Raw genomic sequence first — 21,827 nt, 5'->3', positions numbered from 1 at the left:
ATGATGAAGACTGTCGCGAAGCTCACCACCTTTGTTGCCCTGACCATCGGGGCTGCAGCACAGGCGGCGCTGCCAATACTCCATGAAGAGGCGTTCGCCCGCGAGGAGGAAAAGCTGATCATTACAAGCCCGATCGCCGGTATCCAGAACCGTCACTGGTTCGATTACCGGATCGACGTGATTGAAGCGCAGAAAGAACTTTCACGCGATCTTCGAAAGGCATCTGACATCGAGGACCAGCGCGAAGCTTGGGAAGAATACGGCGTCGAACTGCGCAAGGAACGCTTCGATTACATCGAAATTATGGCGAAGAAGGGCTATCGCCAGGGCATCGTCACGGTAGCCAACTGACCTTGGGGCGAGCGGGCATGACCCCTTGACCCTCGCCTCGCCACGCCCGTTCGTTCCGAAGGGCCGGCCATGCGCCGGCCCTTCTCTTTGGGCGATCGGTATTTGATGTGGTTGCCTGATCGCTAGCGTCTGACGTGAGCTCAGTCGCGCCAGCCAGCGGCACTGGCAGCCTGTTCCTCGTCCGCCGAAAGCGCCGGTCCGCGCGCCATGTCCTGCGCGGCGGCGAGCAGTTCGGCTTCGCTCCCAGCCATGCGGTAATCGTTCTGCTGCCCGCCCGAGGCAGCGCCGCGAGTTTCGACGCGCCAGCCCTGCTGGTCGCGGCAGGCGATCCCGCCACCGCCATCGGCCGAATAGGCACGGCAGTATTCGCCATCCTGGTTGCGGAAGCTCAGCAGGATCCGGGTTTCGGCACCGGCTGGCTGCGTGGAGGCCAGCTGGGTGTCGAGCATGCCGGCGAGTTGCGGTTCGGCATAGTTGGGGTGGTTCGGACCGGCGACGGTGAAGACCAGTGCGGCAACCAGTGAGGCTGCCAACGCACCGCCGGCCCAGGCCCAGCCAGGCAGACGGCTGGGCGCCTCGCGCCGGTCACGCGCCTTAGCGAACTCGATCACTTGTCCCTTTCCGCCGTCGTCGCTCTCGCCGGCCAGCAATTTCTTCAGGCGGTCGGGCACCGGCTGATCGAGGATCGGGGCAAAATGGCCTGCCAGCCTCGCCTTGAGTGCGCGGTGCGCCACCGCCTGCCGCGCCAGCGCAGGATCGGCAGCGACCGCGGCGGCAACGCGGGCTTCGTCCGCGCCCGACAGCTCGCCATCGGCAAAGGCCGCGAGTTCTTCCGGCGTCACACTCATGCCTCGTCTCCCAGCAGTTTCATCAGCGCGTCGCGCCCGCGCACCAGCCGCGAATTGAGCGTCCCGACCGGGCAGCCGACCACTTCGGCGGCTTCCTTGTAAGAATAGCCTTCAACCATCACCAGCAGCACTGCCTCGCGCTGTTCATGGGGCAATTGCGCCATGGCGCGATCAACATCGCCCAGAGCCACCATTGCTTCCTGTCCACCGTCACCGCCAACAGCCAGCCCCGCTTCTTCTTGGAAAAATGTCTCGGATCGTCGTTTGCGGGCCCTGTTTTCATCGATCCAGATATTGCGCATGATCCGATACATCCAGCTGTCGAGGCGCGTTCCCTCCTGCCACTGGTCGCGGCGGGCGAGCGCGCGCTCGATTGTCATCTGGCAAAGGTCGTCACCATCGGCAGGATGACCCGCCAGCCCGATCGCGAAGCGTCGCAATCGGGGCAGGAGTGCCAACACGTTTTGCTCGAACGAGGTGCTCAGTGCCTTTGCCTTCCATGGATTAAACGGATGGCCATGCCCGTTTCATCCATGCTTAATACAAATTGATGAAGAGGTGCCACATGCGCTTGCGGATTTTCCTGATTTCGATTGGCCTGGGCCTGTTGGCGGCGCCGGTAGCCGCGCAGCTGGGATTGCCACAGGTGCGGATACCACAGGCCGGGACTGTGCTCGATCCGGTGACTGGTCAAGTGCTCGATCCGGTTCAGGAAGTAGGACGAGGTATTGCTCGCGAAGCGCAGCGTCTTCTCGATCTGCGCAACGCACGTATCGACCGTTTGGTGCGCCGCAATCGCGATAAGATCGAGCTCGACGCGCAGGGCGAGCCTGCGCGGCGCGGCGAGATCCTGGTGTTGGATGCCAACCAAGCGGCGATTGAGGCCGCCACACGTGCCGGCTATCGCGTGCTGGAATCGGAGCAGATCGAAGGGCTCGATCTGGCGGTGATACGATTGGTGCTGCCTGATGGGCGCAAGCTGGCCGATGCCGAGGCCGAATTGGTTACACTTATGCCCGGTGTGACGATCAGCGCGGACAATCTTTACTTCGCGAGCGGCGCAGGCGCCGCGCCGCTGTCGGCGATGGTGCAAGCGGCTGCAGGCCCGATTGCAACGCAAGTTGGCGTGATCGATGGTGGGGTGGGCCCAGCCCATAAAGTGCTCGCGACGCGCGGCTTTGCCGAGGGGGCCCCGATGCCCAGCAATCATGGCAGTGCGGTGGTATCACTGCTCGACCACGTGGGCGCAAGGAACATCAGGGTGGCCGATGTATATGGTGCTGATCCCGCTGGCGGCAATGCGCTGGCAATCGCGCGAGCGTTTGGCTGGCTGGTTATGCAGGGAAGCAAAGTGGTCAATGTCAGCCTGGTGGGCCCGCCCAACGCTGTGGTGGAGCGCGCCGTCGCCAGCGCACAAGCCAAAGGCGTAGTGGTGGTGGCGGCAGTCGGCAATGACGGGCCGGCAGCGCCGCCTGCCTATCCCGCTTCTTATGAAGACGTTGTTGCCGTGACCGCGGTTGACGGGCGCAATCGCCCGTTGATCGAGGCCGGTCGCGCGCTGCATCTTGATTATGCCGCACCCGGCGCAGACCTTCGCGGGCCCAATGCGACCGGCAAGAAGGTTTCGCTGCGCGGCACTTCCTTCGCCAGCCCCCTCGTTGCCGCCCGGCTGGCCGCCGCGCTCGACGGGGGCAACAACTGGCGCAGGCAACTCGATCGCGAGGCGAAGGATCTCGGCAAACCAGGGCCGGACGCGAGCTACGGCCGAGGGCTCGTTTGCGATTCCTGCCGCCCCCGCTGAATTTTTTCGCCGATCGATGAATTAAACCTCCGCGACGATCCGTTTCTTTGCTGAGCGGGCAGCAACTCTGCTCGCTGAAAAGGAAAGGATACTCAGTCATGAAAAAGCTTCTGATTGCCGCCACGGCACTTACCCTTTTTACCACACCGGCGCATGCACAGCTGCTTGGTAGTGGTAGTCTCACCGGTGGGCTTGGCTCGGCGCTTGATCTGAACAGCACAATCTCGCGCACCACCGACACGTTGCGAAGCACCACTCGCGGTGCGGCGAGCGGTGATGCTGCCACCGAAGGCAGCCAGTCGGTTGATCGCCGCTCTGGCCGGGTCGAAGCGCGGCGCAGCGCCAACGTTAATGGAGCCGCCAGCGTAGCACAACTTGCCGAAACCCCGATCGGCGCGATCGCCGGTTCGGACGGCGGCACTGGCAACGCCGCTGGCAATGGCGAAGCGCAAGCACAGTTGATTGGCACCGATGCGCTCGGCTCGGCCGCTGGTAATGCTGTGGGCCGCGCCCGCGACACCGCCGGAAACGCACGCACCCTGGTCTCGCCAATGGTCGACCAGGCGCGCAATGCGGTTCCCGCGCAGCCGGGCAGCGTGCCCATGTTGGGCGCTTCGGCCAATGGCGAAGGTTCGGGTGAAGGGCAGGGATCGGCGAGCCTGGTCACCAACCCTATCCCGAACGCTCCAATTGCTCCGTTTGCGGCGAGCACTACAGGTAATGGCAATGCTTCGGGCAACGGCACTGCTTCGGCACAGTTGATCGGAGCCGACACGGTGAGCTCGCTCGTAACAACCGCGGAAGGACAGGCGGCTGGCGCAGCCCAGCTTGCTTCTTCAGTTCCAGGACGCCTGCCTACAGCTCCTGCACTGCCTACCGCTTCGGTTACAGGCGAAGGCTCGGGTGACGGCGAGACTGCCGCCAGCTTCATGTCCACCCCGCTTGCCGTTGCCGGCTCTGCTGCTGGCGCTGCACAGGGCATGACCGCGATCTCTCCGGGCATGGCGGTTGTTTCACCTGAAGGCGTGCCGATGGGTCAGGTCAAACAGATCGTTGCGAACAATCGCGGTGAAGTCGGGCGGGTGCTGGTCTCAGATGGCGACACGCAGCAATTCATCCCGGCCGGCGATCTTTCTGCCAGTGGGAATGCTCTGGTCGCTGCACAAGGTATGGCGACAGCCATGACTGAATAAGGACAGAAGAACCGCCTACTGAACTGCAACGCAGTGATAGGACGAGGTGCTGGATCGCCATGGCTGCTTTCCGGCACCTCTCTCTTGATACTCAGGGCAAGGCAAGTCGGCCGAGCTTCGGTCCTACGATCTTCACGACTGTTTTCCTCCCATTTGCGGACTAATTTCGGGCTCAGCCCTAAGGCCAGAAGCGGACAGGCAGCTTGTAAGCGGAGGCAAACTAAAGCGGCTGGTCAACTAACGACAACATTGCGGACATTCGCTGTCTTTGAACTCCGCGATGAATTTTCAGCCCGTTAGCCGCATTAATATGGGCGGATTCGCGTTTTTCAGCCTTTTTTGTTATAGCGCATGCTCAATTAAATCGTCGGGTCGCAACTATCTCTTTTTCGGGAGCATTGTTGATATGCGAACCACGCGGAAAATTTCGATTGCGATGTCTTCAATCATGATTGGTTCGATCGCATTCGCTGCACCACCAGAGGGCAAGGGCGGTGGCAAAGGCGGCGGAGGTGGCGGCGGCGAAGATCCGCCAGCAGAGACGTTTGTGCCAGCCATTGCCTACAAGGTCGAAACCGCCAAATACGAGGATATTCGCCTATCAAATGTGGAGGGCGACCAGTCCTGCCTCGTGATGAGGGTACAGAAAAGCAATGCTGCAGGGCGGCTGCGCGGCTTTACCTACTCGGCATCGAGGAAGCGACTTGCCTATGGCCTTAACAACGATCTCTATCTTGCAACCTGGAGCGACGATCCTTGCAATATTCAGATAGGCTACTCGCCCTTAGTCCCGGGTTTACCGACCTACGGCACACGGGCTGATATCAGCAATGTCGATTTTTCTCCTGACGGATCAAAACTGGTTTGGGCTTTAAACTCCCAGACTGATGACGGAACGCGTGACATCGTTGTGCTTGATATAGATGCCGGAACTCCACCAGAGCGTATTGAGACTGGCTTCAACGTATTCGATCCCAGCTTCAGTCCCGATTTTGCAGACTCGCGAGAAATTTTTTTCACTGGAGACAATTCGGTCGGTATTCGAGTGGTAGGTGCCTACAACCTTGATACGGGGGCGACCCGGACAGTTGTGCCAAGTTCCGGCAATCTTGATTCCTCTATGGCTGTATCAAACCCTGATCCATCGGGATTTGTCAGAATTGCCGTGCGCGACAACAATAGCGAATTACTCCAACAATACGACGCACAAGGAAACCCGTCAGAGGCACCAATCTCGGCCCGTGATGCCAACCTGGCCTACAGCTGTGATAATTCACTGATCCTCTATCGATTCTCAGTGAATTGGAAGAATGTTGATGTTTACCTTGGCTCTCGCGATGGCACTTCGGCGCAAATCTGGTCCAGCGAAGACTTGCGAGACCCGGAATGGTTGTGTTGATGAACCTCAAAAGAGAATGTCATCTTGATAGCGCAGCGTTGTAAACTACTGGGTCTCTGCATCTGCATGGGTCTTCCCAGCGGACTAGCGGCGCAAGAAGCTAATCCCGATCGCCCAACGATTACGCTGTCCAACGGAGACGCGGCCCGTATCAAGATTGGTCCTCAACATGCCGAGCCGGGCGATACTCGTTATCCAGCTCGAACATATGTGGGAGACGCAGGGACAGTGATTGAGTTCAGCATGACCGCCCCGCGGGAAGGAGTGCGGAATAGGGGGGCGCCTCCCCGGCTCAGCGAACTCATTGGAAATCCGGAACGGCAAGCTGCTTTAGACAGGACTGCAAGACCAGGTGGCTGGGTTACGCCCCCTGCCGCCTCTCGATAGCCAACGGAGGCATTCAAAGGGTCCGCTTTCCACCCATTTGCGGACTGTCCGCCTTTCGATGGCGAGCCAAGTGAAGCAGCCGCTGAGGCGCGGCCCGCGCTTGCATAAGCGGTAAGCTTCTTTCAAAACTCTTGGGCGACCTGTATCCCATCAGACTCTGAGAGCATTTCTAGTTAGGCCCATGAGCGACACGCGCACCGAGATCGATTCCATCGGAACAATAGAAGTTCCGGTTGCCGCCTATTGGGGCGCTCAGACCCAGCGCAGCATTCAAAATTTTCCCTTTCCCTCACATCAGCGCATGCCGATCTCTATCGTTTACGCCCAAGCGGCGGTTAAACAGGCTGCGGCACGGATTAATCGAAAGCACGGCCTTGATGCGAAGCTGGCTGATGCGATCGAGAGCGCGGCGAAGGCGGTTCGTGCTGGCCATTATGACGACCAGTTCCCGCTCACCATCTTCCAGACTGGCAGCGGCACGCAGACCAACATGAACGTAAACGAGGTGATCGCAGGTATCGCCAACGAGAATCTGGCCGGCACCCGCGGGGGCAAGAACCCGGTCCATCCCAACGACCACGTGAACAAGTCGCAAAGCTCGAATGACAGTTTTCCAACGGCACTTCACATCGCGGCGGTGCTGAGAACGCGCCAGCTGCTGCTGCCCGCGATCGATAAGCTAAATTCGGCACTCGTCAGTAAGGCGCACGCTTTCGCTGACATCGTCAAGATCGGACGGACTCATACGCAGGATGCGACGCCGCTAACGCTAGGACAGGAATTTTCCGGCTACGCGGCGCAGATCGCAAGCTGCAAGCAGCGGCTCGAGGATTCGTTAGAGCGTGACCTAATGGTCCTTGCAATTGGCGGCACGGCGGTTGGCACCGGGCTGAACGCGCCCAAGGACTGGCGAGACGATATGGTAGCGGAGCTGTCCAAGATCACCGGCGAGCAATTCCGGCCGGCCGGCAATGCTTTCGAGCAACTCGCCGCCAAGGACGGGCTGGTCTCCTTCTCGGGCGCGCTAAACACCCTCGCCGTCGCGTTGAACAAGATTGCCAATGACATACGTTTGCTCGCCTCTGGCCCGCGCGCGGGGCTGGGTGAATTATCGCTACCTGCAAACGAACCAGGCAGTTCGATCATGCCGGGCAAGGTCAATCCGACGCAGGTGGAGATGCTGACGATGGTCGCCGCGCAGGTAATCGGGAACCATCAGGCAACCACGGTAGGCGGAATGCAGGGACAATTCGAATTGAACACCTTCATGCCTCTGATCGGTTCGAACGTACTGAACTCTATCGAGCTGCTTGCTGTCGGGATGGATAGCTTCGCGCACCGTTGCATTGAGGGACTTGAGGCAAACGAGGAGCGGATCGCCGAACTGGTCGAGCGCTCCCTAATGCTAGTCACCGCTCTGGTGCCCGAAATCGGCTACGACAACGCCGCGACAATCGCGAAGCATGCGCTGAAGAACGGGCAGACACTGAGAGAAGCCGCGCTCGAACTTGAATTGGTTGATGCCGATACCCTTGATCGCCTCCTAACGCCGCGTAACATGGTATAGAAATTTCCCTCCACAGCCATTGGGCCGCTTGCTGCCCGCCTGTTCTGAGGTTCCCAGCTGCGCATGGTGGGCCTCGATGTACCAGCCGAAAAGATTCTCACGCTGTTCGCGAGACGGCCGGGTTCAGGTACGCTTAGCGACGAGGAATCGGTCGATCCGTTCAGCTACCGCCACGTCATGGCCCAGCCAGATATGCCCGCCATCGGGCAGGATGGTGATTTCAGCCTTCGGGACAATCGTTGCGATCCTGCGCGCAGTGGCGGCTGTGCCAAAACGGTCGTCCTCGGCTGAGATCAAAAGGACCGGCGGTTCGATCTTGGCAAAATCCAGCTCCGCCGGATGCCCCGCCTGATACGCATCGTTGAGCATACCCTTCGCCCGTGCAGCTATCGGCATCATGGTCGACAGGATCGCAAAGGCGCGGGCGCGTTCGCTGGCATCGACTCTGTGCAGCAAAGCAGGATCGGTCGCCAGCAAATTGCCAATCAGTGTTTCGGGCGCAGTATGCAGCAAGGACCAATAGAGAAAGTCGGAAGTGAGAAGCGCGCGCACTGCCTTTTCCTGCGCCGCGCCCATCGTCACCGGATCGCGCCCGTCGACATTGCAGGCTGGCACCAGCAGTACGAGCGCCGAACAGCGCGCCGGATGGCGCAGCGCAAAAGCGCTTGCGGACAAAGCCCCCGCCGATCCGCCGATCACTGGCAATCGTTCGATACCGAGATGATCGAGAAGATGGGCAAAGCTATCGGCCTGGTTGGTAAACGATGTGTCGGCGGGAAAGCCGCTTCGCAGATAGCCGAAGCGTGAGGGCGCAGCGATCCGGTATCCACGCCGCATCAACGCGCCAGCAAACAGCAGCCCCTGATCGAACCCGCCGCCAGTGCCGTGAATCATAAGCAATGGCGGACCGTCACCCGCGACGGCATATTCGATCGGGCCGGATGGTGCGGAGACGACCATACTCTTTCCCGCGATCCGCCGTTCGGCTGCGGACAGGGCTTGCCGGTATTGTGTCCAGACATAGCCGCCGCCCAACAAGGCCACCGCTCCGGCTCCCAATAGCCATTGTCGTCGGGCCAGATTAATCATCGCCGGCCGGACCGGTCGACGAGGAAAACAAAGAGCGCCGAAATAGTCTGTGCTGCCAGCCCTGCAAGCCCGGACGGAGTGGCAAAAGCAGCAGCTTGTTCGGTCGCAGTCCGGCCCATTAGGGTCAGCCCCAACACCGCTTCGAACAACAGCATTAGGAGCAGAAAGCTGAGCGACATTGCCGCACGAGTGCTTGCGCGCTCTGCCACCCGCCAACGCCGCACAATCCAGCGGCACATTAGATAAGCGGCAGTCAGCATCAACGGCAGCTCTATCAGTGTTGCTGCGAACTCACCGAGCATCGGTACCACCAGCATGACCCGCAATGTGCCGAGTAAAAAGCCGAGCGCGAAAAGCGCAACCGCATAGAGAGCGCCCGCTGCAAGCGCCCGCTTCACGGCCTGTCACCCCGTACCAGATAGCGCCCATCAATCCTGATGGGCACAGGCTGCCCCGAAAAGGGCGCTGCGTCGGTCCCGGGGCGCTGGGCGTGAATGTGAAGGTGCGGCATATCCGACGCGCCGCTATTGCCGAGGAGAGCCAGCGGCTGCCCGGTCCGTACTTCGTCGCCCGCCTTGAACTTCAGGCTGCCTCGCCGGAAATGTGCGAGCAAGATGTCAAAGCCTCCGCAGCGGATCAGCGCATGGTTGCCCGCGCGGGCGGTGGGACTATCCAGATGCACGGGGCGGCCATCAGCGAACCCCTTTTCAGCACGTACCACACGCCCGTTACATGGGCTCAGGATCGTCGTGTCGCCGTTCGCCGGGAAACCCCAGCGATCGATGGCAATGATATCGATGCCATAACTTTGCCCCCAATAATTTCGCTGCCCCGCGGTGCTGCGCGGCAAGGTGCGTATATGTGCGTTCACCATCTGGCGCGAACCGCCGCTTGCGACCAGATAGTGGCCTCGAGGCAACGGCAAGGCGAGCTCGACCATATCGCCTGTAGGCGGAGTTCGACCCCTATAGGCGTCAAGCGCGAGCCATCCGCCTGCACCAAGCACCATCGCCCAGAACAGCGCAATGGCGGCATCTGCGGCGTTAAAACCGGTGCGATTTGTAATCCCCCAACCGCGCCAAAGCGCCAGAGCGAATAGGGCCCAATAGACCCAGGGCGTCCACCATGGGGAAATGATCCAGAGACCGGCGAGGTGCAGTGCCAACAGGATCGCGGCGGTCCCTGCAATCTGGAACGTTTGTGTCACCGAGTGTCGCGCTGGGCGCAAGGCCAACAGCAACAACAGTGCCAGCGGCAATACAAGCTGGATCAACCAAAGCATATCATTCGCTTGCCTGCGTCATCACCGCCGCAACGGGTCGCCGCATCGAAAAGGGCATATCAGGGCCGTAGCCGAACCGCACAATCAAATCGGGTCGTTGTCCGCTGATGCCAAGCAATGCAGCCAGTTGCGGGCGAAAACGCACAACCTCGACCGGTTGGTTGAGGAAGGCGTGCTTCAGTCCCAACAATGTCGCCTCTAGGGCGAAACGCTGGTAGCTGCGCCCGGCCTGTACCCAGTGTTCCGGGTCGTCGCTGTCGGAGACAAAGATTGCCAGGCCGGCCGAAGAGCGTACCTGGCTGATGCATTTCGCATTCTCGCTCTCCGCAGTCAGTACATAGGGTAGCAGCATGTTGCCGAGCCAGCCTGGCAATGTCGGGTTGCCCGAACAGGCCGCATACAGGCCGTCGCCGGTCGCCGCCGCGCTTGCCGCGTTGAAGCGGATCCATGATTTCAGTTCGGTGACGAACGCTGGATCCTCGATTTGGGCGGTATTGGCGGCGACAATGAGGTCAAGGATCTTGTCCATCGCTGCCTTGTCGGTCACCAGCTGTACACTGCAGCCGGGGACAGCGGCGGCCTTTTCCAGCTGCGCCAATGTGGCTGGATCGACCCGGCGACCATCGAAATTGGCGCGCGTGCATTGGCGGCGGCGGATCGCGGCGTAGCGTGGATCGACGAGTGCCTCCCTCGATTCAAGATCAATCCGCAGTCCGGCGGATTCGCTGACGAAGCTGGCTTCGGCCTGCGCGCCTGCTGCGGCTGCGGCGAGCGACAGATTTTCAAGCGCGCAGCCAAGGCTTGCGAAAAGATGATGGTCGTCGGGATCGACTACCGGTGTTGCCCGCGTCTTGTCTGGAATTATCTCGATATACCGCTCACCCGTCAGAAACCGCCAAGGCTGGGTGTTGTGGCTGTTGGCTGCGAGCACTGCATGATGCACCAGATAATGCATGTCGGCATTGTTCCGCGCCGCCATTTCGGCACGGATCGGGGCCACCACCTTGGCATAATCGGGCCCAAGTCCAGCCAGATAAAGACCCGTGCCAACAGCCACGGTCGCGCCGGCACCTGCCAACATCGTCCTGCGGTTCATGATTAATATCCTACCGGTACTTGAGACGTTATCGCATTGGCAAACTTACCAGACTGCCGCATTGACGTCGATCAACGCTGACAAAGCGGTCATGCCCAGCGTCAAATGCGTTGATCGAGAGCTGTCCTTCACTCAGCGCGAAACCTGGGGTGGCGGTTGAGCCATGCCTGGACATGGAATCGCTGCACTAACGTTGCATAGCTGCCAGTCTGCCCTCAGGCGTTCTCAGAAGTGTCCCTAGCGTCTGGAATTGGGGCGCAAAGCGGAAATCGGCACACGAAATTTGCCTCTGACCCTGTTTCCGGCCACGATTCGCTAAAGGGCGCTGTATATACGGTGTATGCACAGCCTCCGCGGCGCATCCTGGCAGCATGCGCTGATATGACGTCTTGTGGCGGAAAACCGCGGTCTTTCGCGGGTTTGCGTGGTGGGCGATGACAGGCTCGAACTGCCGACCCTCTCGGTGTAAACGAGATGCTCTACCAACTGAGCTAATCGCCCGCTCCGATGTGCGGAATGGCGCTATCTAGCGCCGAATTTCCTAAAATCAATTGCCGATTGGTCTCGCGCGGCGCTAGGCGAGCGTCGATATGAACAAACACGTCAAAGTATTCGCCACCGGCGGCACGATTGCGGGCATTGCCGGCTCGGCCATTGCCAGTGATTACCGAGCGGGCCAGATCGGGATCGATGACTATCTCGACCGCGTCGGCGGGCTGGGCCTGGAAGCCGAATTGTCAGGCCGCCAGATCGCAAATGTCGATTCGGCAAATATCGGCCCGGCGGTGTGGAACGAACTTCATCCCGCGATCATGGGCGCGCTCACGGACGATTCCTGCGACGGGGTGATCGTGACCCACGGCACCGATACGCTGGAAGAAACCGCCTTCCTGCTCGACCTGACGCTGCCCGCAAGCAAGCCGGTGGTTGTGGTGGGCGCGATGCGGCCTGCCGATGCGGTAGGCTATGACGGACTGAGGAACTTCGCCAACGCGGTACGCGTGGCGAGCGACACGGAGGCCGCCGGGCGCGGCGTTCTGGTGGTCATGGGCGACCGCGTGTTTGGCGCACGCGACGTGCGCAAGGTGCGCACGCGCGGCACCGATGCCTTTCGCGGCTTTCCGCGCGAATCGGTTGCGCTCGTCACCCCTGCCACGCTCGACTGGTTCGGTGCGCCGTGGCGCAGCGACGCGGGTGCGCAATTGGGCTGGGAGGACGCGCTGCCGCAGGTTCCGATCCTCTATGCCTATGCCGGGATGGAGCCGGGCGCGCTGGCTTGCATCACCGGCCCGGAAACGCGCGGGATCGTGATTGCCGGCCTGGGCGAAGGGAACATGCCCGACATCGTTCGACAAGCGCTTGTCCGCTTGCGTCAGAACGGCCTGGCCGTGGTGCGGGCAAGCCGCGCCGATGAGGGGCTGGTCGATCGCGAGCCGGAAGATGACGCCAATGGCTTTGTGGCTGCGCGGGCGCTCAACCCGCAAAAGGCGCGGATACTGCTGCAATTGCTGATCGCGAACGGGATCACCGATCCCGGCGCGATCCAGGCAGCGTTTGACAACCGGTGACAATCAACTCCAGGGCGTGACGAGGTATTTTTCGCCCGTCTTCATCGCGCGATAATCGATCACTGCATCCTTTGTCAGCATCTGTTCCAGATTGACCTTGCGCTTGTAGCTGCTGGCAAAGGTGGTGGTGAGATTTTCGAGCACCCGCTGGCGCATCCGCAGCACGGTTTCCATGCCCGCATTGGCGAGGAAGGGCGTGAGCAGCCAGCCCGACAGCGTCCAGCCAAAGCCATAGCTGGGCGTCAGGATCGTCGGCCCCATATCGAGCCTGCCATAGATGAACATCCGCTTGGGCTGGTTCGAACCATAGCGGCTGTATTCGGTCATCTTGCCGACCGCGACCTGCTCCATCGCCTTGAACACATTGTCGACTGCTTGCCCGCCGCCGATCGGATCGAAACCGTAGAAGGCATTGGTCGCATCGATCGCATTGCGCAGCTGCGCCATGAAATCATCGTCAGATGAATTCACGACATGCTTCGCGCCAAGTCCCTTGAGCATGTCGACATGCTCCGCCTTGCGCACGATGTTGACCAGCTCGATCCCGTCTTCCTGGCAGATCTTGATCAGCATCTGGCCAAGGTTGGAGGCGGCGGCAGTGTGCACGATCGCCTGCTGGCCATCCATCTTGGCATTTTCGGCAAAGCCCAGCGCCGTCATCGGGTTGACGAAGGCACTGGCCCCGTCCTCGCAAGAATGATCGCCCAGCGGCAGACACATCGCGGCATCGGCAATGCAATACTGGCTATAGGCATTGCCCGGCACGCAGGCGACGCGCTGGCCCATCAGCGCCTTGGCCATATCGCTGTCACCCGCGGCAACCACCGTGCCGGCACCCTCATTGCCTGCGGGCAGCTTCTGCCCGTGGCGCGCCTTGGAACCGGTGTTGAAAGGTTCGGGCATGGTGGCGACATACTTGCCGGGCGAATATTCTGCGTTCTCGAGATCGGCCGCTCCAGTCAGGATCGCAAGATCGGAAGGATTGATCGGTGCCGCTTCCATCTTCACCAGCACCTGATTTCCAGTGGGATCTGGAAAACTGACCTCCTCGATCGCGACGGTAAGCGTGCCGTCAGCTTCGAGCGTGGTGAAAAGCTGTTTGCCGGTTGTCATGTCATTGTTCCCTTCGTCATCGCGAGCGGCAGCGAAGCGATCCATCAACCGGCATGGAGTCCGGATCAGGCGTCGGAAGATGGATTGCCGCGTCGCCTCTGCCGAGGCTCCTCGCAATGACGAGGTCAAAGGTCAACCATGATAAACCGCCTCAACGAAATAGAGCCCTTGCGGCGGGGCGTTGAGGCCCAGTTGCTGCCGGTCGCGCGCGGCCAGCGCTGCGGCGACCTGTTCCTCTCGCCACCGGCCCATGCCCACCATGGCGAGACAGCCGACCATGCTGCGCACCTGGTGATGCAGGAAACTGCGCGCGGCGGCGTGGATGCGAATTTCTTCGCCCCAAACTGTTCTGACGCGCTCGACATCGAGCCGGTCAAGCGTCTTGATCGGGCTTTCGGCCTGGCAGTGGACCGATCGAAAGGTAGTGAAATCGTGCTGCCCCACCAGCGCTTGTGCCGCGCGGTGCATCGCCTTCTCGTCAAGTTCCTGCGGGACTTGCCAGGCGCGATTGAGTTCTATTGTCAGCGGTGCGCGGCGGTTGACGATACGATAGACGTAACGCCGCCCGATACAGGAAAAGCGCGCGTGCCAATCGTCCGGCACCACCTCGCAATGCGTCACGGCGATCGGATCAGGCCGAAGATGCGCATTGAGCGCCTCCATAAGGCGGAACGGCTCGATCGGCTTTTCGATGTCCAGATGGCTGCGCATCGCCAGCGCATGAACGCCGGTGTCGGTGCGCCCCGCGCTGTGCAGCCGCACCTGCTCGCCGGTCACTGCAAATGCGGCCTCTTCCACCGCCTGCTGCACGCTCGGCCCGTGGCTTTGGCGTTGCAGCCCCATGAAGGGCGTGCCGTCGAACTCGAGCGTGAGCGCGAAACGGGTCATTCTACTGCGTCATTCCAGCGGAAGCTGGAATCTCCATCGATCGGGCGCATGGCCGAACCAGATCCCAGCTTTCGCTGGGATGACGGGATGAGGATAGAGTCACGGCAGGATCGTGCCCTTGGCCACCGCCCGCCCGCGCAGAAAGTCCGCCCGATCCATCGCCGGCTTGCCCGCGCGCTGGAGCCGCAACGGGCGTATGGCGCCGCGCGAATCATTGGCACCGCAGGCGATAGCAAGATCGTTGTCCAGAACTTCGCCAGGCCTGCCCGAGCCTTCGGTGATCTCGGCGCGCAGCAGCTTTACCCGCTCGCCTTCCAGATCGAACCACGCGCCGGGGAAGGGCGCTAGCCCGCGCGCGAGCCGTTCGGTTTCCTCGGCGCTCTTTCCCCAGTCGATCCGGCTTTCCGCCTTGTCGATCTTGGGCGCATAGGTCGCCTCGGCCTCGTCCTGCGCCACCGGCTTGTGGATCGCTAGGTCGCGCAAGGTGCCAACCATCAATTGCGCGCCGAGCTCGGCCAGTTCCCCGGTCAGCTCGCCGGTGGTTTTGGCATCGATCGGCGTGCGCGCGGCGGCCAGCATCGGCCCGGTGTCCAGCCCGGCCTCCATCTGCATGATGGTGACGCCGGTTACGGGATCACCCGCCATCACCGCGCGGTGGATCGGCGCCGCGCCGCGCCAGCGCGGCAGGATCGAGGCGTGGATGTTGAGGCAGCCATGCCTGGGCGCATCCAGCACCGGCTGCGGCAGGATCAGCCCATAGGCCGCAACCACCGCCACATCTGCATCGAGCGCGGCGAATTCTGCTTGCGTCTCGGGGCTCCTCAGCGAGGCTGGACAGCGCACCTCGATCCCCAAACGTTCAGCCACCTTCTGCACCGGCGAGGGCTGCAATTTCTTGCCCCGGCCCGCCGGGCGCGGCGGCTGGGTATAGACGCAGACCAGCTCATGCGCTGCATGGTGCAGCGCTTCCAATGCCGGCACGGCAAATTCGGGCGTTCCCATGAAGATTATGCGCATGACTTGGGGTGTGGGCCTTTCTCGAACACGATGATGCCCCTATCTGTCGCGCCATGGCATCGCAAGAGATCGAAGCACTGGCAAACGCATTGGCGCGGCTTCCCGGGCTGGGTCCGCGCAGCGCACGGCGCGCAGTGCTGTGGCTGGTGAAGAACCGCGAGCAGGCGCTGCCTACCCTGCTCAGTGCGCTCGATGCGGTGCGCGAAGGCCTCGTCGAATGCGACACTTGCGGCAATGTCGATACGAAGAACCCTTGCGGCATTTGCGCCGATCATCGGCGCGACGCGAAGTCTCTCTGCATCGTGGAGGATGTTGCTGACCTGTGGGCGCTTGACCGCGCGCGGCTGTTCACCGGGCGTTATCACGTGCTGGGCGGGCGGCTCTCGGCGCTCGACGGCGTGCGACCGGAAGACCTCAACATCGCCAGCCTGCTGGAACGAGTGGAGCAGGGCGGGATCGACGAGGTGGTACTGGCGATGAACGCCACGCTGGAGGGGCAGACCACCGCGCATTACCTTGCCGAGCGGCTTGAGGGCTTTCCCCTGCGTATAACCCAGCTTGCGCACGGCCTGCCGGTAGGCGGCGAGCTCGACTATCTTGATGAAGGCACACTGGCGCAGGCCTTGCGTGCAAGGCGGCCGGTGGGGTGATCGTCATTGCGAGGAGCCGCGCCAGCGGCGACGCGGCAATCCACCGACTGCCATTGCGGCTAATCGGGGCGGCTGGCCATGGATTGCTTCGCCTTCGGCTCGCAATGACGAATGCTTGAAGGAATGGCATTGAACACCTAGATTGCGCATCCATGGCTATCCGCGAAATCCTTGAAGTGCCGGACCCCCGGCTGAAAACCGTGTCCGAACCCGTGACTGTGTTCGATGACGAACTGCGTACGCTGGTCGAGGACATGTTCGAGACAATGTATGACGCGCCTGGCATCGGCCTGGCCGCGATCCAGGTGGGCGTGCCCAAGCGCGTGCTGGTGATCGATCTGCAGCCAGACGATCCCGATGCACCGCCGATCGAGTGCGATCACAACGGGCACAAGCACACCCATCCGGCGACGAAGAAAGAGCCGCGCGTATTCGTGAACCCGGTGATCATCGATCCGGCGGAGGAACTCGCGACCTATCAGGAAGGCTGCCTGTCGGTGCCCGAGATCTATGCTGATGTCGATCGCCCGGCGACTTGCCGGGTCAAGTATCAGGACCTCGACGGCAACCATCAAGAAGAGGCGATGGAGGGGCTGATGGCCACCTGCATCCAGCACGAGATGGACCATCTGGAGGGCATTCTGTTCATCGATCATTTGTCGCGATTGAAGCGCCAGATGGCACTGAAGAAGCTGCAGAAACTGCGCGCTGCGTGAAGTTCGTCACCCCGACGCAGGCCGGGGTCCAGCCGATCATGTGCGATCATCCTGGATTCCGGCCTTCGCCGGAATGACGGTGCAGGGGATAGTCCACAAACAACCTCTTCCGTTCTCGCTCCGTTCTGCCTAATATGACGCGATGGATCCGACACTTCTGGTAATCATCGCACTCATTCTCGGCCTCGCTATCGGTGCGGGGGCGGGGTGGTTCATCGGCTCGCGCCCGGCGGCGGAGTTGAGGGCCCGCGCCGAAGAACGCGAGAGCGAATTCAAGCGCGCCGTAACAGAGTTGGGCGAGGCGCAGATCAGAATTGCCACGCTCGAAGCCAATGCCGCCAATTTCGACAAGCAGATGGCGCAGATGCGTGAGGCGCGCGAGGAAATGCTTGCGCAATTCAAGGCGGTCGGCGGTGAGGTGCTCTCCCGCAGCCAGGACGAATTCCTCAAGCGCGCCGAGGAACGCTTCAAGCAATCCGAAGAGGCGGGCGAGCAGAAGATCAAGGCACTGCTCAATCCGGTGGGCGAACGGCTCAGGAAATACGAAGAGCAGGTCGAAACGCTGGAAAAGCGGCGCGTCGATGCTTTCGGCCAACTCACCGGGCTGATCCAGTCGATGCGCGAGGGGCAGGAACAGGTGCGGCGCGAGGCGCAGCGGCTGGGCAATTCGCTCACCAATGCCCCCAAGGCGCGCGGGCGCTGGGGTGAGCGGGCGCTGCAGAACGTGCTCGAGCAATGCGGGCTTTCGCAGCACACCGATTTCATTCTCGAGCAATCGGTCGAAACCGATGGCGGGCGGCTGCGCCCTGATGCAATCGTCAATGTGCCAGGCCAGAAGCAGCTGGTGATCGACGCCAAGGTATCGCTCAATGCCTATCAGGCGGCGTTCGAGGCTGACAATGATGACGAGCGCGCGCGGCACATGGATATGCACGCCAAATCCATGCGCGGCCATGTGCAGACGCTGGGTTCGAAAAGTTACCAGAGCCAGTTCGACGATGCGCCCGATTATGTGGTGATGTTCGTGCCGGGTGAGCATTTCGTCGCCGCTGCGCTCGAACATGATCCCGAGCTGTGGGATTTTGCTTTCAAGAACAAGGTGCTGCTGGCAACGCCGACCAATCTGGTTGCGATTGCGCGCACCGTTGCGCAGGTGTGGCGGCAGGACCAGATGGCCGCCGAAGCCAAGGAAATCGGCAAGATGGGGGCTGAACTGTACGAGCGGCTTCGCGTCGCGGCCGAGCATATGAAGCGCGTTGGCGGCGGGCTGGAAACCGCAGTGACGAATTACAACAAGTTCGTTGGCAGTTTTGAGCGCAACGTGCTGACATCGGGCCGCCGCATGGCCGAAAAGGGCCTCGAAATCTCGCGCGAGATCGAGGACGTCCCGCTGGTCGAGGGAACGCCGCGCTACACCTCGGGCGATTTGCTGAGTGATGGCAGCAAGGACGCGGCGGATTAGCACGGAAATTGAGGCTGCTGACCCATCTGCCCGATTGCGATGACCGCGAGGGCCAGCCATACATCTGCGCATGGACATAGCCTTGATCGCCATTGTGGCGGCGCTTGCCTCGGCGCTAACGCTCTATTCGGGGTTCGGGCTCGGCACGATACTGCTGCCGGTCTTCGCGCTGTTCTTTCCCGTTCCGGTGGCGGTTGCGGCCACTGGCGTGGTCCACCTGCTCAACAATGTCTTCAAGGGGGCGCTGTTGTGGCAGCGTGCCGATAGGGCGACGGTGCTGAAGTTCGGACTGCCAGCCATTCCGGCGGCTATCGCCGGTGCTTGGCTGCTCGCGCTGCTGGGGGACACGCCGCGCCTGTTTGCATGGTCCGCATGGGGCCGCAGCTTTGGCCCGACCGGGGCCGGTCTGACGATCGGCTTGCTTATGATCCTGTTCGCCGCGCTTGAGCTCCAGCGATGGTTTCAGGAACTCAAGGCACCGCCCCGGCTGATGCCGGTTGGAGGGCTGGTGACGGGCTTCTTCGGCGGCCTGACCGGGCAGCAGGGCGCGTTCAGGTCGATATTCCTGCTGCGGTCTGGGCTGTCTGCCGAGCGGTTCATTGCCACCGGCACGATGATCGCTATCCTCGTCGATCTGTCGCGCCTCACAACCTATGCTGCCTCGTTCACTGCAGCGGGGCTGGACCCCGCGGGAAGAGAGGCTGTGCTGGTGCTGACAGGCACATTGGCTGCCTTTGTCGGGGCCTATGTGGCGACGCGGCATCTGGAGAAGATCACGATCGGTACCGTGCGCTACGGCGTGGCCGTGCTGATGTTGCCGATAGGCTCGGCGTTGGCAGTGGGAGTGGTGGGCTGAAACTCACCCTTCAAGGCTTGCCAGCACCTCATAGGCCAGCACCGCGCCCGCCATGGCAGCGTTGAGGCTGTCCGCGCGCCCGCGCATCGGCATGGTCACCCGCAGGTCGCAGGCCGCTTCGTAATCCTCCGGCAATCCCTGCGATTCGTTGCCGACCAGGATGAAACACGGCGCCTGATATGGCGCGCCGCGATAGGGCACCGCATCGCGTAGCGAAGCCGCCACCAACTGACCGTTCCCAGTGCGTAGCCAGCCGATAAACTCCGGCCAGGCTGCACGGGCGATCCTTTGCGTAAACACCGCCCCCATGCTCGCGCGCACCGCCTCGACGCTGAAGGGATCGGCGCAATCGTCGATCAGAATCAACCCGCCTGCGCCCACCGCGTCTCCGGTGCGCAGCATGGTGCCCAGATTGCCTGGGTCACGCAGCGCCTGCGCCACCAGCCAGATCGGTGCGGCGCTCCGGTCAAGGCTCGCCAGCGAGGTATCGAATTCGGCGAACACGCCCGCCACCGCCTGCGGATTAGCCTTGCCGGTGATCTTGCCGAGAATATCGGGTGTGGTCTCGATCACCTCGCCGCCCGCCGCCGTAACGTCGCGTTCAAGTGCGTCCAGCAGTGGATGATGATCGCGCCCTGATGCCATCACCAGAATTTCGGGCACGTGGCCGCATTCGCGCGCATCGGTCAGCAGGCGCAATCCCTCGGCAAGGAATTTGCCCGCAGCCTTGCGGTGCTTCTTGTCGCGCAGGCTGCGAAGGTATTTCACCGTGGGGTTGGAAAAGCCGGTGATCTGGCGGCGGTCGGACGGCGGGTTCACTCTTCGCCGAATCCGTCTTCGATCATCGCGCACAGGTCAGCAAAAATTGCCTCGGCATTTTCGCCTGTCACGATCAGTTCCACCTCGTCACCCTTGGCCGCCCCCAGCATCATGAGGCCCAGGATCGATCCGCCTTCGGCTTCATGGCCGTCTTTGGCCACACGCACCTTTGTGCCGTTTGGCAGAGCGGCAACCGCGCCGACGAATTTGGCGCTCGCCCGTGCATGCAATCCGCGCTGGTTGACGATGGTAATCGCCCGCCGGACTTCATTCACGCCCTGGCCTCCGCTGCGGCAGTATCTTCGCTCAGGAACTCGCTGGCGACGGTGATGTAATTGCGCCCGGCCTTCTTGGCTGCCGCAACCGCATCCACCACATTCATCGATTTGCGTGCACCGGCCAGCCGGATCAGCATCGGCAGGTTGATTCCGGCGATCACTTCCACCCGGCCGCGCTCGAGCAGCGAAATGGCGAGATTTGACGGCGTTCCGCCGAACAGGTCGGTCAGCACAATCACACCCTGTCCTTCATCCACCCGGGTGATCGCGTTGGCGATGTCCTTGCGCCGCAATTCCATATCGTCGCTGGGGCCGATACAGACCGTCGCGATCGACTGTTGCGGGCCGACTACATGCTCCATCGCGTCGACGAAATGCTCAGCCAATTGGCCATGCGTGACCAGGATCAATCCAATCATGAGAGAGTGCCAGATCCGTTCATTCCTGCGGCCCGTGGCCGCGTTGATCCATCCAGGCTTGTCACCGCTTTTTCCCCTCGATCTCGTCGGACGCGCGCGATGCCAAATTGCGGTGGCGGACAGTGGGCGAAAATCCTGCGTCGCGCAAGCCTCGCGCGATTTCTTCGGCAGTAAATACCGAACGATGCTTGCCGCCGGTGCAGCCGAAGGCAATGTGGACATAGCCTTTACCCTGCGCCTGGTAACGCGGCAGCAGCGTGCCCAGCAGGTCAAGGATACGCTCGAAACTCTCGCCAAAACCCGGGTCGGCGCGAACATGCTCGGCCACCTCGGGGTCGAGCCCGGTCAGTTCGCGCAGTTCCGCAACCCAATGCGGATTGTCGAGAAAGCGCATGTCGAAAACCAGATCGGCCAGCGGCGGGGTTCCGCGCGCGAACCCGAAGCTGGAGACGGTGACGGTCATCGGTGCGCCGGGTTCCTCAGCGAACAGTTCGCGGATGTGCTGTTGCAGGTGGTTGACCCCGAAAGCGCTGGTGTCGATCACGATCTCCGCCCAATGGCGTAGCGGTGCGAGCAGTTCGCGTTCAGCCCGGATCCCTTCGGAAAGCGGGCGTCCCTGCGCCATCGGATGGCGGCGGCGGGTCTCGTTATAACGGCGCTCAAGCTCTTCGGTCGAACAATCGATAAACATGGTTGTCAGCGCGATATCAGGTCGGCGGGCAAGGCGGCCGACCAGCGCGATGATGTTCTGCGGTTCAAAGCCCCGCGTGCGCGAATCAAAACCGATCGCCAACCGTCCGGCGGATGTGCCCGGATTGGCCACCATACGTTCGAGCAGGCCCACTGGGAGGTTGTCGACGATCTCCCAGCCCAGGTCTTCGAGCACTTGCAGCGCGGTGGATTTGCCTGCGCCAAGCATACCCGTGACCAGCAGGATGTGCTGGCATGGCGGGTCTTGCGCAGCGGAAGAATCGTGGTGGATGGCGGGCTCGGTCATGTTTGCCATTGTCGCGCGCCCGGCCGCGGAT

23 protein-coding genes and 1 tRNA gene are annotated in these 21,827 nt (G+C 61.7%); 10 read left to right on the top strand and 14 right to left on the bottom strand.

The features are described 5' to 3' along the window. Complete coding sequence (locus ACX3VQ_RS03050) at positions 1 to 351, top strand: hypothetical protein (RefSeq protein WP_462579479.1); 351 nt, start codon at positions 1 to 3, stop codon at positions 349 to 351. A 140-nt stretch (positions 352 to 491) separates the two neighbouring features. On the opposite strand, the gene ACX3VQ_RS03045 is transcribed toward ACX3VQ_RS03050, so the two are convergent. Beyond that, positions 492 to 1,199 carry a hypothetical protein gene (locus ACX3VQ_RS03045; RefSeq protein WP_462579477.1) on the bottom strand — a complete coding sequence of 236 codons (708 nt, stop codon included), beginning with the start codon at positions 1,197 to 1,199 and terminating at the stop codon, positions 492 to 494. Then, positions 1,196 to 1,660 carry an RNA polymerase sigma factor gene (locus tag ACX3VQ_RS03040; RefSeq protein ID WP_462579476.1) on the bottom strand — a complete coding sequence of 155 codons (465 nt, stop codon included), beginning with the start codon at positions 1,658 to 1,660 and terminating at the stop codon, positions 1,196 to 1,198. Before ACX3VQ_RS03040 ends, ACX3VQ_RS03045 begins: the two co-directional genes overlap by 4 nt. An 89-nt stretch (positions 1,661 to 1,749) precedes the next feature. On the opposite strand from ACX3VQ_RS03040, the gene ACX3VQ_RS03035 reads away from it, so the two are divergent. The 4 genes from ACX3VQ_RS03035 to ACX3VQ_RS03020 all read left to right on the top strand — a co-directional run bounded on the left by ACX3VQ_RS03035 (position 1,750) and on the right by ACX3VQ_RS03020 (position 7,546). Beyond that, complete coding sequence (locus tag ACX3VQ_RS03035) at positions 1,750 to 3,000, top strand: S8 family serine peptidase (RefSeq protein WP_462579475.1); 1,251 nt, start codon at positions 1,750 to 1,752, stop codon at positions 2,998 to 3,000. A gap of 98 nt (positions 3,001 to 3,098) precedes the next feature. Continuing rightward, positions 3,099 to 4,193, top strand: coding sequence for a hypothetical protein (locus ACX3VQ_RS03030; RefSeq protein WP_462579473.1), 1,095 nt, complete (start codon positions 3,099 to 3,101; stop codon positions 4,191 to 4,193). A 280-nt stretch (positions 4,194 to 4,473) separates the two neighbouring features. Further along, positions 4,474 to 5,592, top strand: coding sequence for a TolB family protein (locus tag ACX3VQ_RS03025; RefSeq protein WP_462579471.1), 1,119 nt, complete (start codon positions 4,474 to 4,476; stop codon positions 5,590 to 5,592). A gap of 568 nt (positions 5,593 to 6,160) precedes the next feature. Continuing rightward, the gene (locus ACX3VQ_RS03020; protein WP_462579469.1) at positions 6,161 to 7,546 is read left to right on the top strand and encodes a class II fumarate hydratase; all 1,386 of its coding nucleotides are present in this window, start codon (positions 6,161 to 6,163) and stop codon (positions 7,544 to 7,546) included. 123 nt (positions 7,547 to 7,669) lie between these two features. Here the strand turns inward: ACX3VQ_RS03020 and ACX3VQ_RS03015 are convergent, their stop codons facing one another. From ACX3VQ_RS03015 to ACX3VQ_RS02995, 5 genes are all read right to left on the bottom strand, one after another. Then, positions 7,670 to 8,590, bottom strand: coding sequence for an alpha/beta fold hydrolase (locus tag ACX3VQ_RS03015; protein ID WP_462579468.1), 921 nt, complete (start codon positions 8,588 to 8,590; stop codon positions 7,670 to 7,672). Between the two features lie 41 nt (positions 8,591 to 8,631). Further along, positions 8,632 to 9,033, bottom strand: a complete 402-nt coding sequence (locus tag ACX3VQ_RS03010; RefSeq protein WP_462579466.1) for a hypothetical protein — start codon at positions 9,031 to 9,033, stop codon at positions 8,632 to 8,634. Then, positions 9,030 to 9,842 carry a M23 family metallopeptidase gene (locus ACX3VQ_RS03005; RefSeq protein ID WP_462579465.1) on the bottom strand — a complete coding sequence of 271 codons (813 nt, stop codon included), beginning with the start codon at positions 9,840 to 9,842 and terminating at the stop codon, positions 9,030 to 9,032. The genes ACX3VQ_RS03010 and ACX3VQ_RS03005 overlap by 4 nt, the downstream gene beginning before the upstream one ends. Positions 9,843 to 9,918: 76 nt before the next feature. Further along, positions 9,919 to 11,013, bottom strand: coding sequence for an Acg family FMN-binding oxidoreductase (locus tag ACX3VQ_RS03000; protein ID WP_462579463.1), 1,095 nt, complete (start codon positions 11,011 to 11,013; stop codon positions 9,919 to 9,921). Between the two features lie 425 nt (positions 11,014 to 11,438). Then, positions 11,439 to 11,514: transfer RNA gene (locus tag ACX3VQ_RS02995), tRNA-Val, on the bottom strand. Positions 11,515 to 11,603: 89 nt separating this feature from the next. Here ACX3VQ_RS02995 and ACX3VQ_RS02990 point away from each other — a divergent pair. After that, positions 11,604 to 12,581 (top strand): asparaginase, encoded by a 978-nt coding sequence (locus ACX3VQ_RS02990; protein ID WP_462579461.1) that lies wholly within the window; start codon positions 11,604 to 11,606, stop codon positions 12,579 to 12,581. A gap of 3 nt (positions 12,582 to 12,584) precedes the next feature. On the opposite strand, the gene ACX3VQ_RS02985 is transcribed toward ACX3VQ_RS02990, so the two are convergent. The 3 genes from ACX3VQ_RS02985 to fmt all read right to left on the bottom strand — a co-directional run bounded on the left by ACX3VQ_RS02985 (position 12,585) and on the right by fmt (position 15,599). Next, positions 12,585 to 13,694 carry a zinc-binding dehydrogenase gene (locus ACX3VQ_RS02985; protein WP_462571621.1) on the bottom strand — a complete coding sequence of 370 codons (1,110 nt, stop codon included), beginning with the start codon at positions 13,692 to 13,694 and terminating at the stop codon, positions 12,585 to 12,587. Positions 13,695 to 13,826: 132 nt separating this feature from the next. After that, complete coding sequence (truA, locus tag ACX3VQ_RS02980; protein WP_462571622.1) at positions 13,827 to 14,582, bottom strand: tRNA pseudouridine(38-40) synthase TruA; 756 nt, start codon at positions 14,580 to 14,582, stop codon at positions 13,827 to 13,829. Between the two features lie 99 nt (positions 14,583 to 14,681). Next, the gene (gene fmt, locus ACX3VQ_RS02975; protein ID WP_462579459.1) at positions 14,682 to 15,599 is read right to left on the bottom strand and encodes a methionyl-tRNA formyltransferase; all 918 of its coding nucleotides are present in this window, start codon (positions 15,597 to 15,599) and stop codon (positions 14,682 to 14,684) included. A 53-nt stretch (positions 15,600 to 15,652) separates the two neighbouring features. On the opposite strand from fmt, the gene recR reads away from it, so the two are divergent. The 4 genes from recR to ACX3VQ_RS02955 all read left to right on the top strand — a co-directional run bounded on the left by recR (position 15,653) and on the right by ACX3VQ_RS02955 (position 19,283). Then, the gene (gene recR, locus ACX3VQ_RS02970; RefSeq protein WP_462571626.1) at positions 15,653 to 16,249 is read left to right on the top strand and encodes a recombination mediator RecR; all 597 of its coding nucleotides are present in this window, start codon (positions 15,653 to 15,655) and stop codon (positions 16,247 to 16,249) included. Positions 16,250 to 16,401: 152 nt separating this feature from the next. Beyond that, entirely contained in the window at positions 16,402 to 16,965 is a 564-nt protein-coding gene (gene def / locus ACX3VQ_RS02965; RefSeq protein ID WP_462571627.1) for a peptide deformylase, read from the top strand. Positions 16,966 to 17,107: 142 nt separating this feature from the next. Further along, complete coding sequence (locus ACX3VQ_RS02960; RefSeq protein WP_462579457.1) at positions 17,108 to 18,427, top strand: DNA recombination protein RmuC; 1,320 nt, start codon at positions 17,108 to 17,110, stop codon at positions 18,425 to 18,427. A 70-nt stretch (positions 18,428 to 18,497) separates the two neighbouring features. Continuing rightward, positions 18,498 to 19,283: a TSUP family transporter gene (locus ACX3VQ_RS02955; RefSeq protein WP_462579455.1), complete on the top strand. Its 786-nt coding sequence runs from the start codon at positions 18,498 to 18,500 to the stop codon at positions 19,281 to 19,283. A gap of 3 nt (positions 19,284 to 19,286) precedes the next feature. Here ACX3VQ_RS02955 and ACX3VQ_RS02950 read toward each other — a convergent pair whose 3' ends face one another. The 4 genes from ACX3VQ_RS02950 to rapZ form a co-directional block, all read right to left on the bottom strand. After that, positions 19,287 to 20,102: a TrmH family RNA methyltransferase gene (locus ACX3VQ_RS02950; protein ID WP_462579453.1), complete on the bottom strand. Its 816-nt coding sequence runs from the start codon at positions 20,100 to 20,102 to the stop codon at positions 19,287 to 19,289. After that, positions 20,099 to 20,377 carry an HPr family phosphocarrier protein gene (locus ACX3VQ_RS02945; protein WP_462571632.1) on the bottom strand — a complete coding sequence of 93 codons (279 nt, stop codon included), beginning with the start codon at positions 20,375 to 20,377 and terminating at the stop codon, positions 20,099 to 20,101. Before ACX3VQ_RS02945 ends, ACX3VQ_RS02950 begins: the two co-directional genes overlap by 4 nt. Then, positions 20,374 to 20,799: a PTS sugar transporter subunit IIA gene (locus tag ACX3VQ_RS02940; RefSeq protein ID WP_462571633.1), complete on the bottom strand. Its 426-nt coding sequence runs from the start codon at positions 20,797 to 20,799 to the stop codon at positions 20,374 to 20,376. Before ACX3VQ_RS02940 ends, ACX3VQ_RS02945 begins: the two co-directional genes overlap by 4 nt. 61 nt (positions 20,800 to 20,860) lie before the next feature. After that, the gene (rapZ, locus tag ACX3VQ_RS02935) at positions 20,861 to 21,796 is read right to left on the bottom strand and encodes an RNase adapter RapZ (protein WP_462580671.1); all 936 of its coding nucleotides are present in this window, start codon (positions 21,794 to 21,796) and stop codon (positions 20,861 to 20,863) included. Positions 21,797 to 21,827 lie beyond the last annotated feature (31 nt).

Source organism: Altererythrobacter chaiwopuensis (genome assembly GCF_054957735.1).
This window is presented reverse-complemented; position numbering and strand designations above follow the sequence as displayed.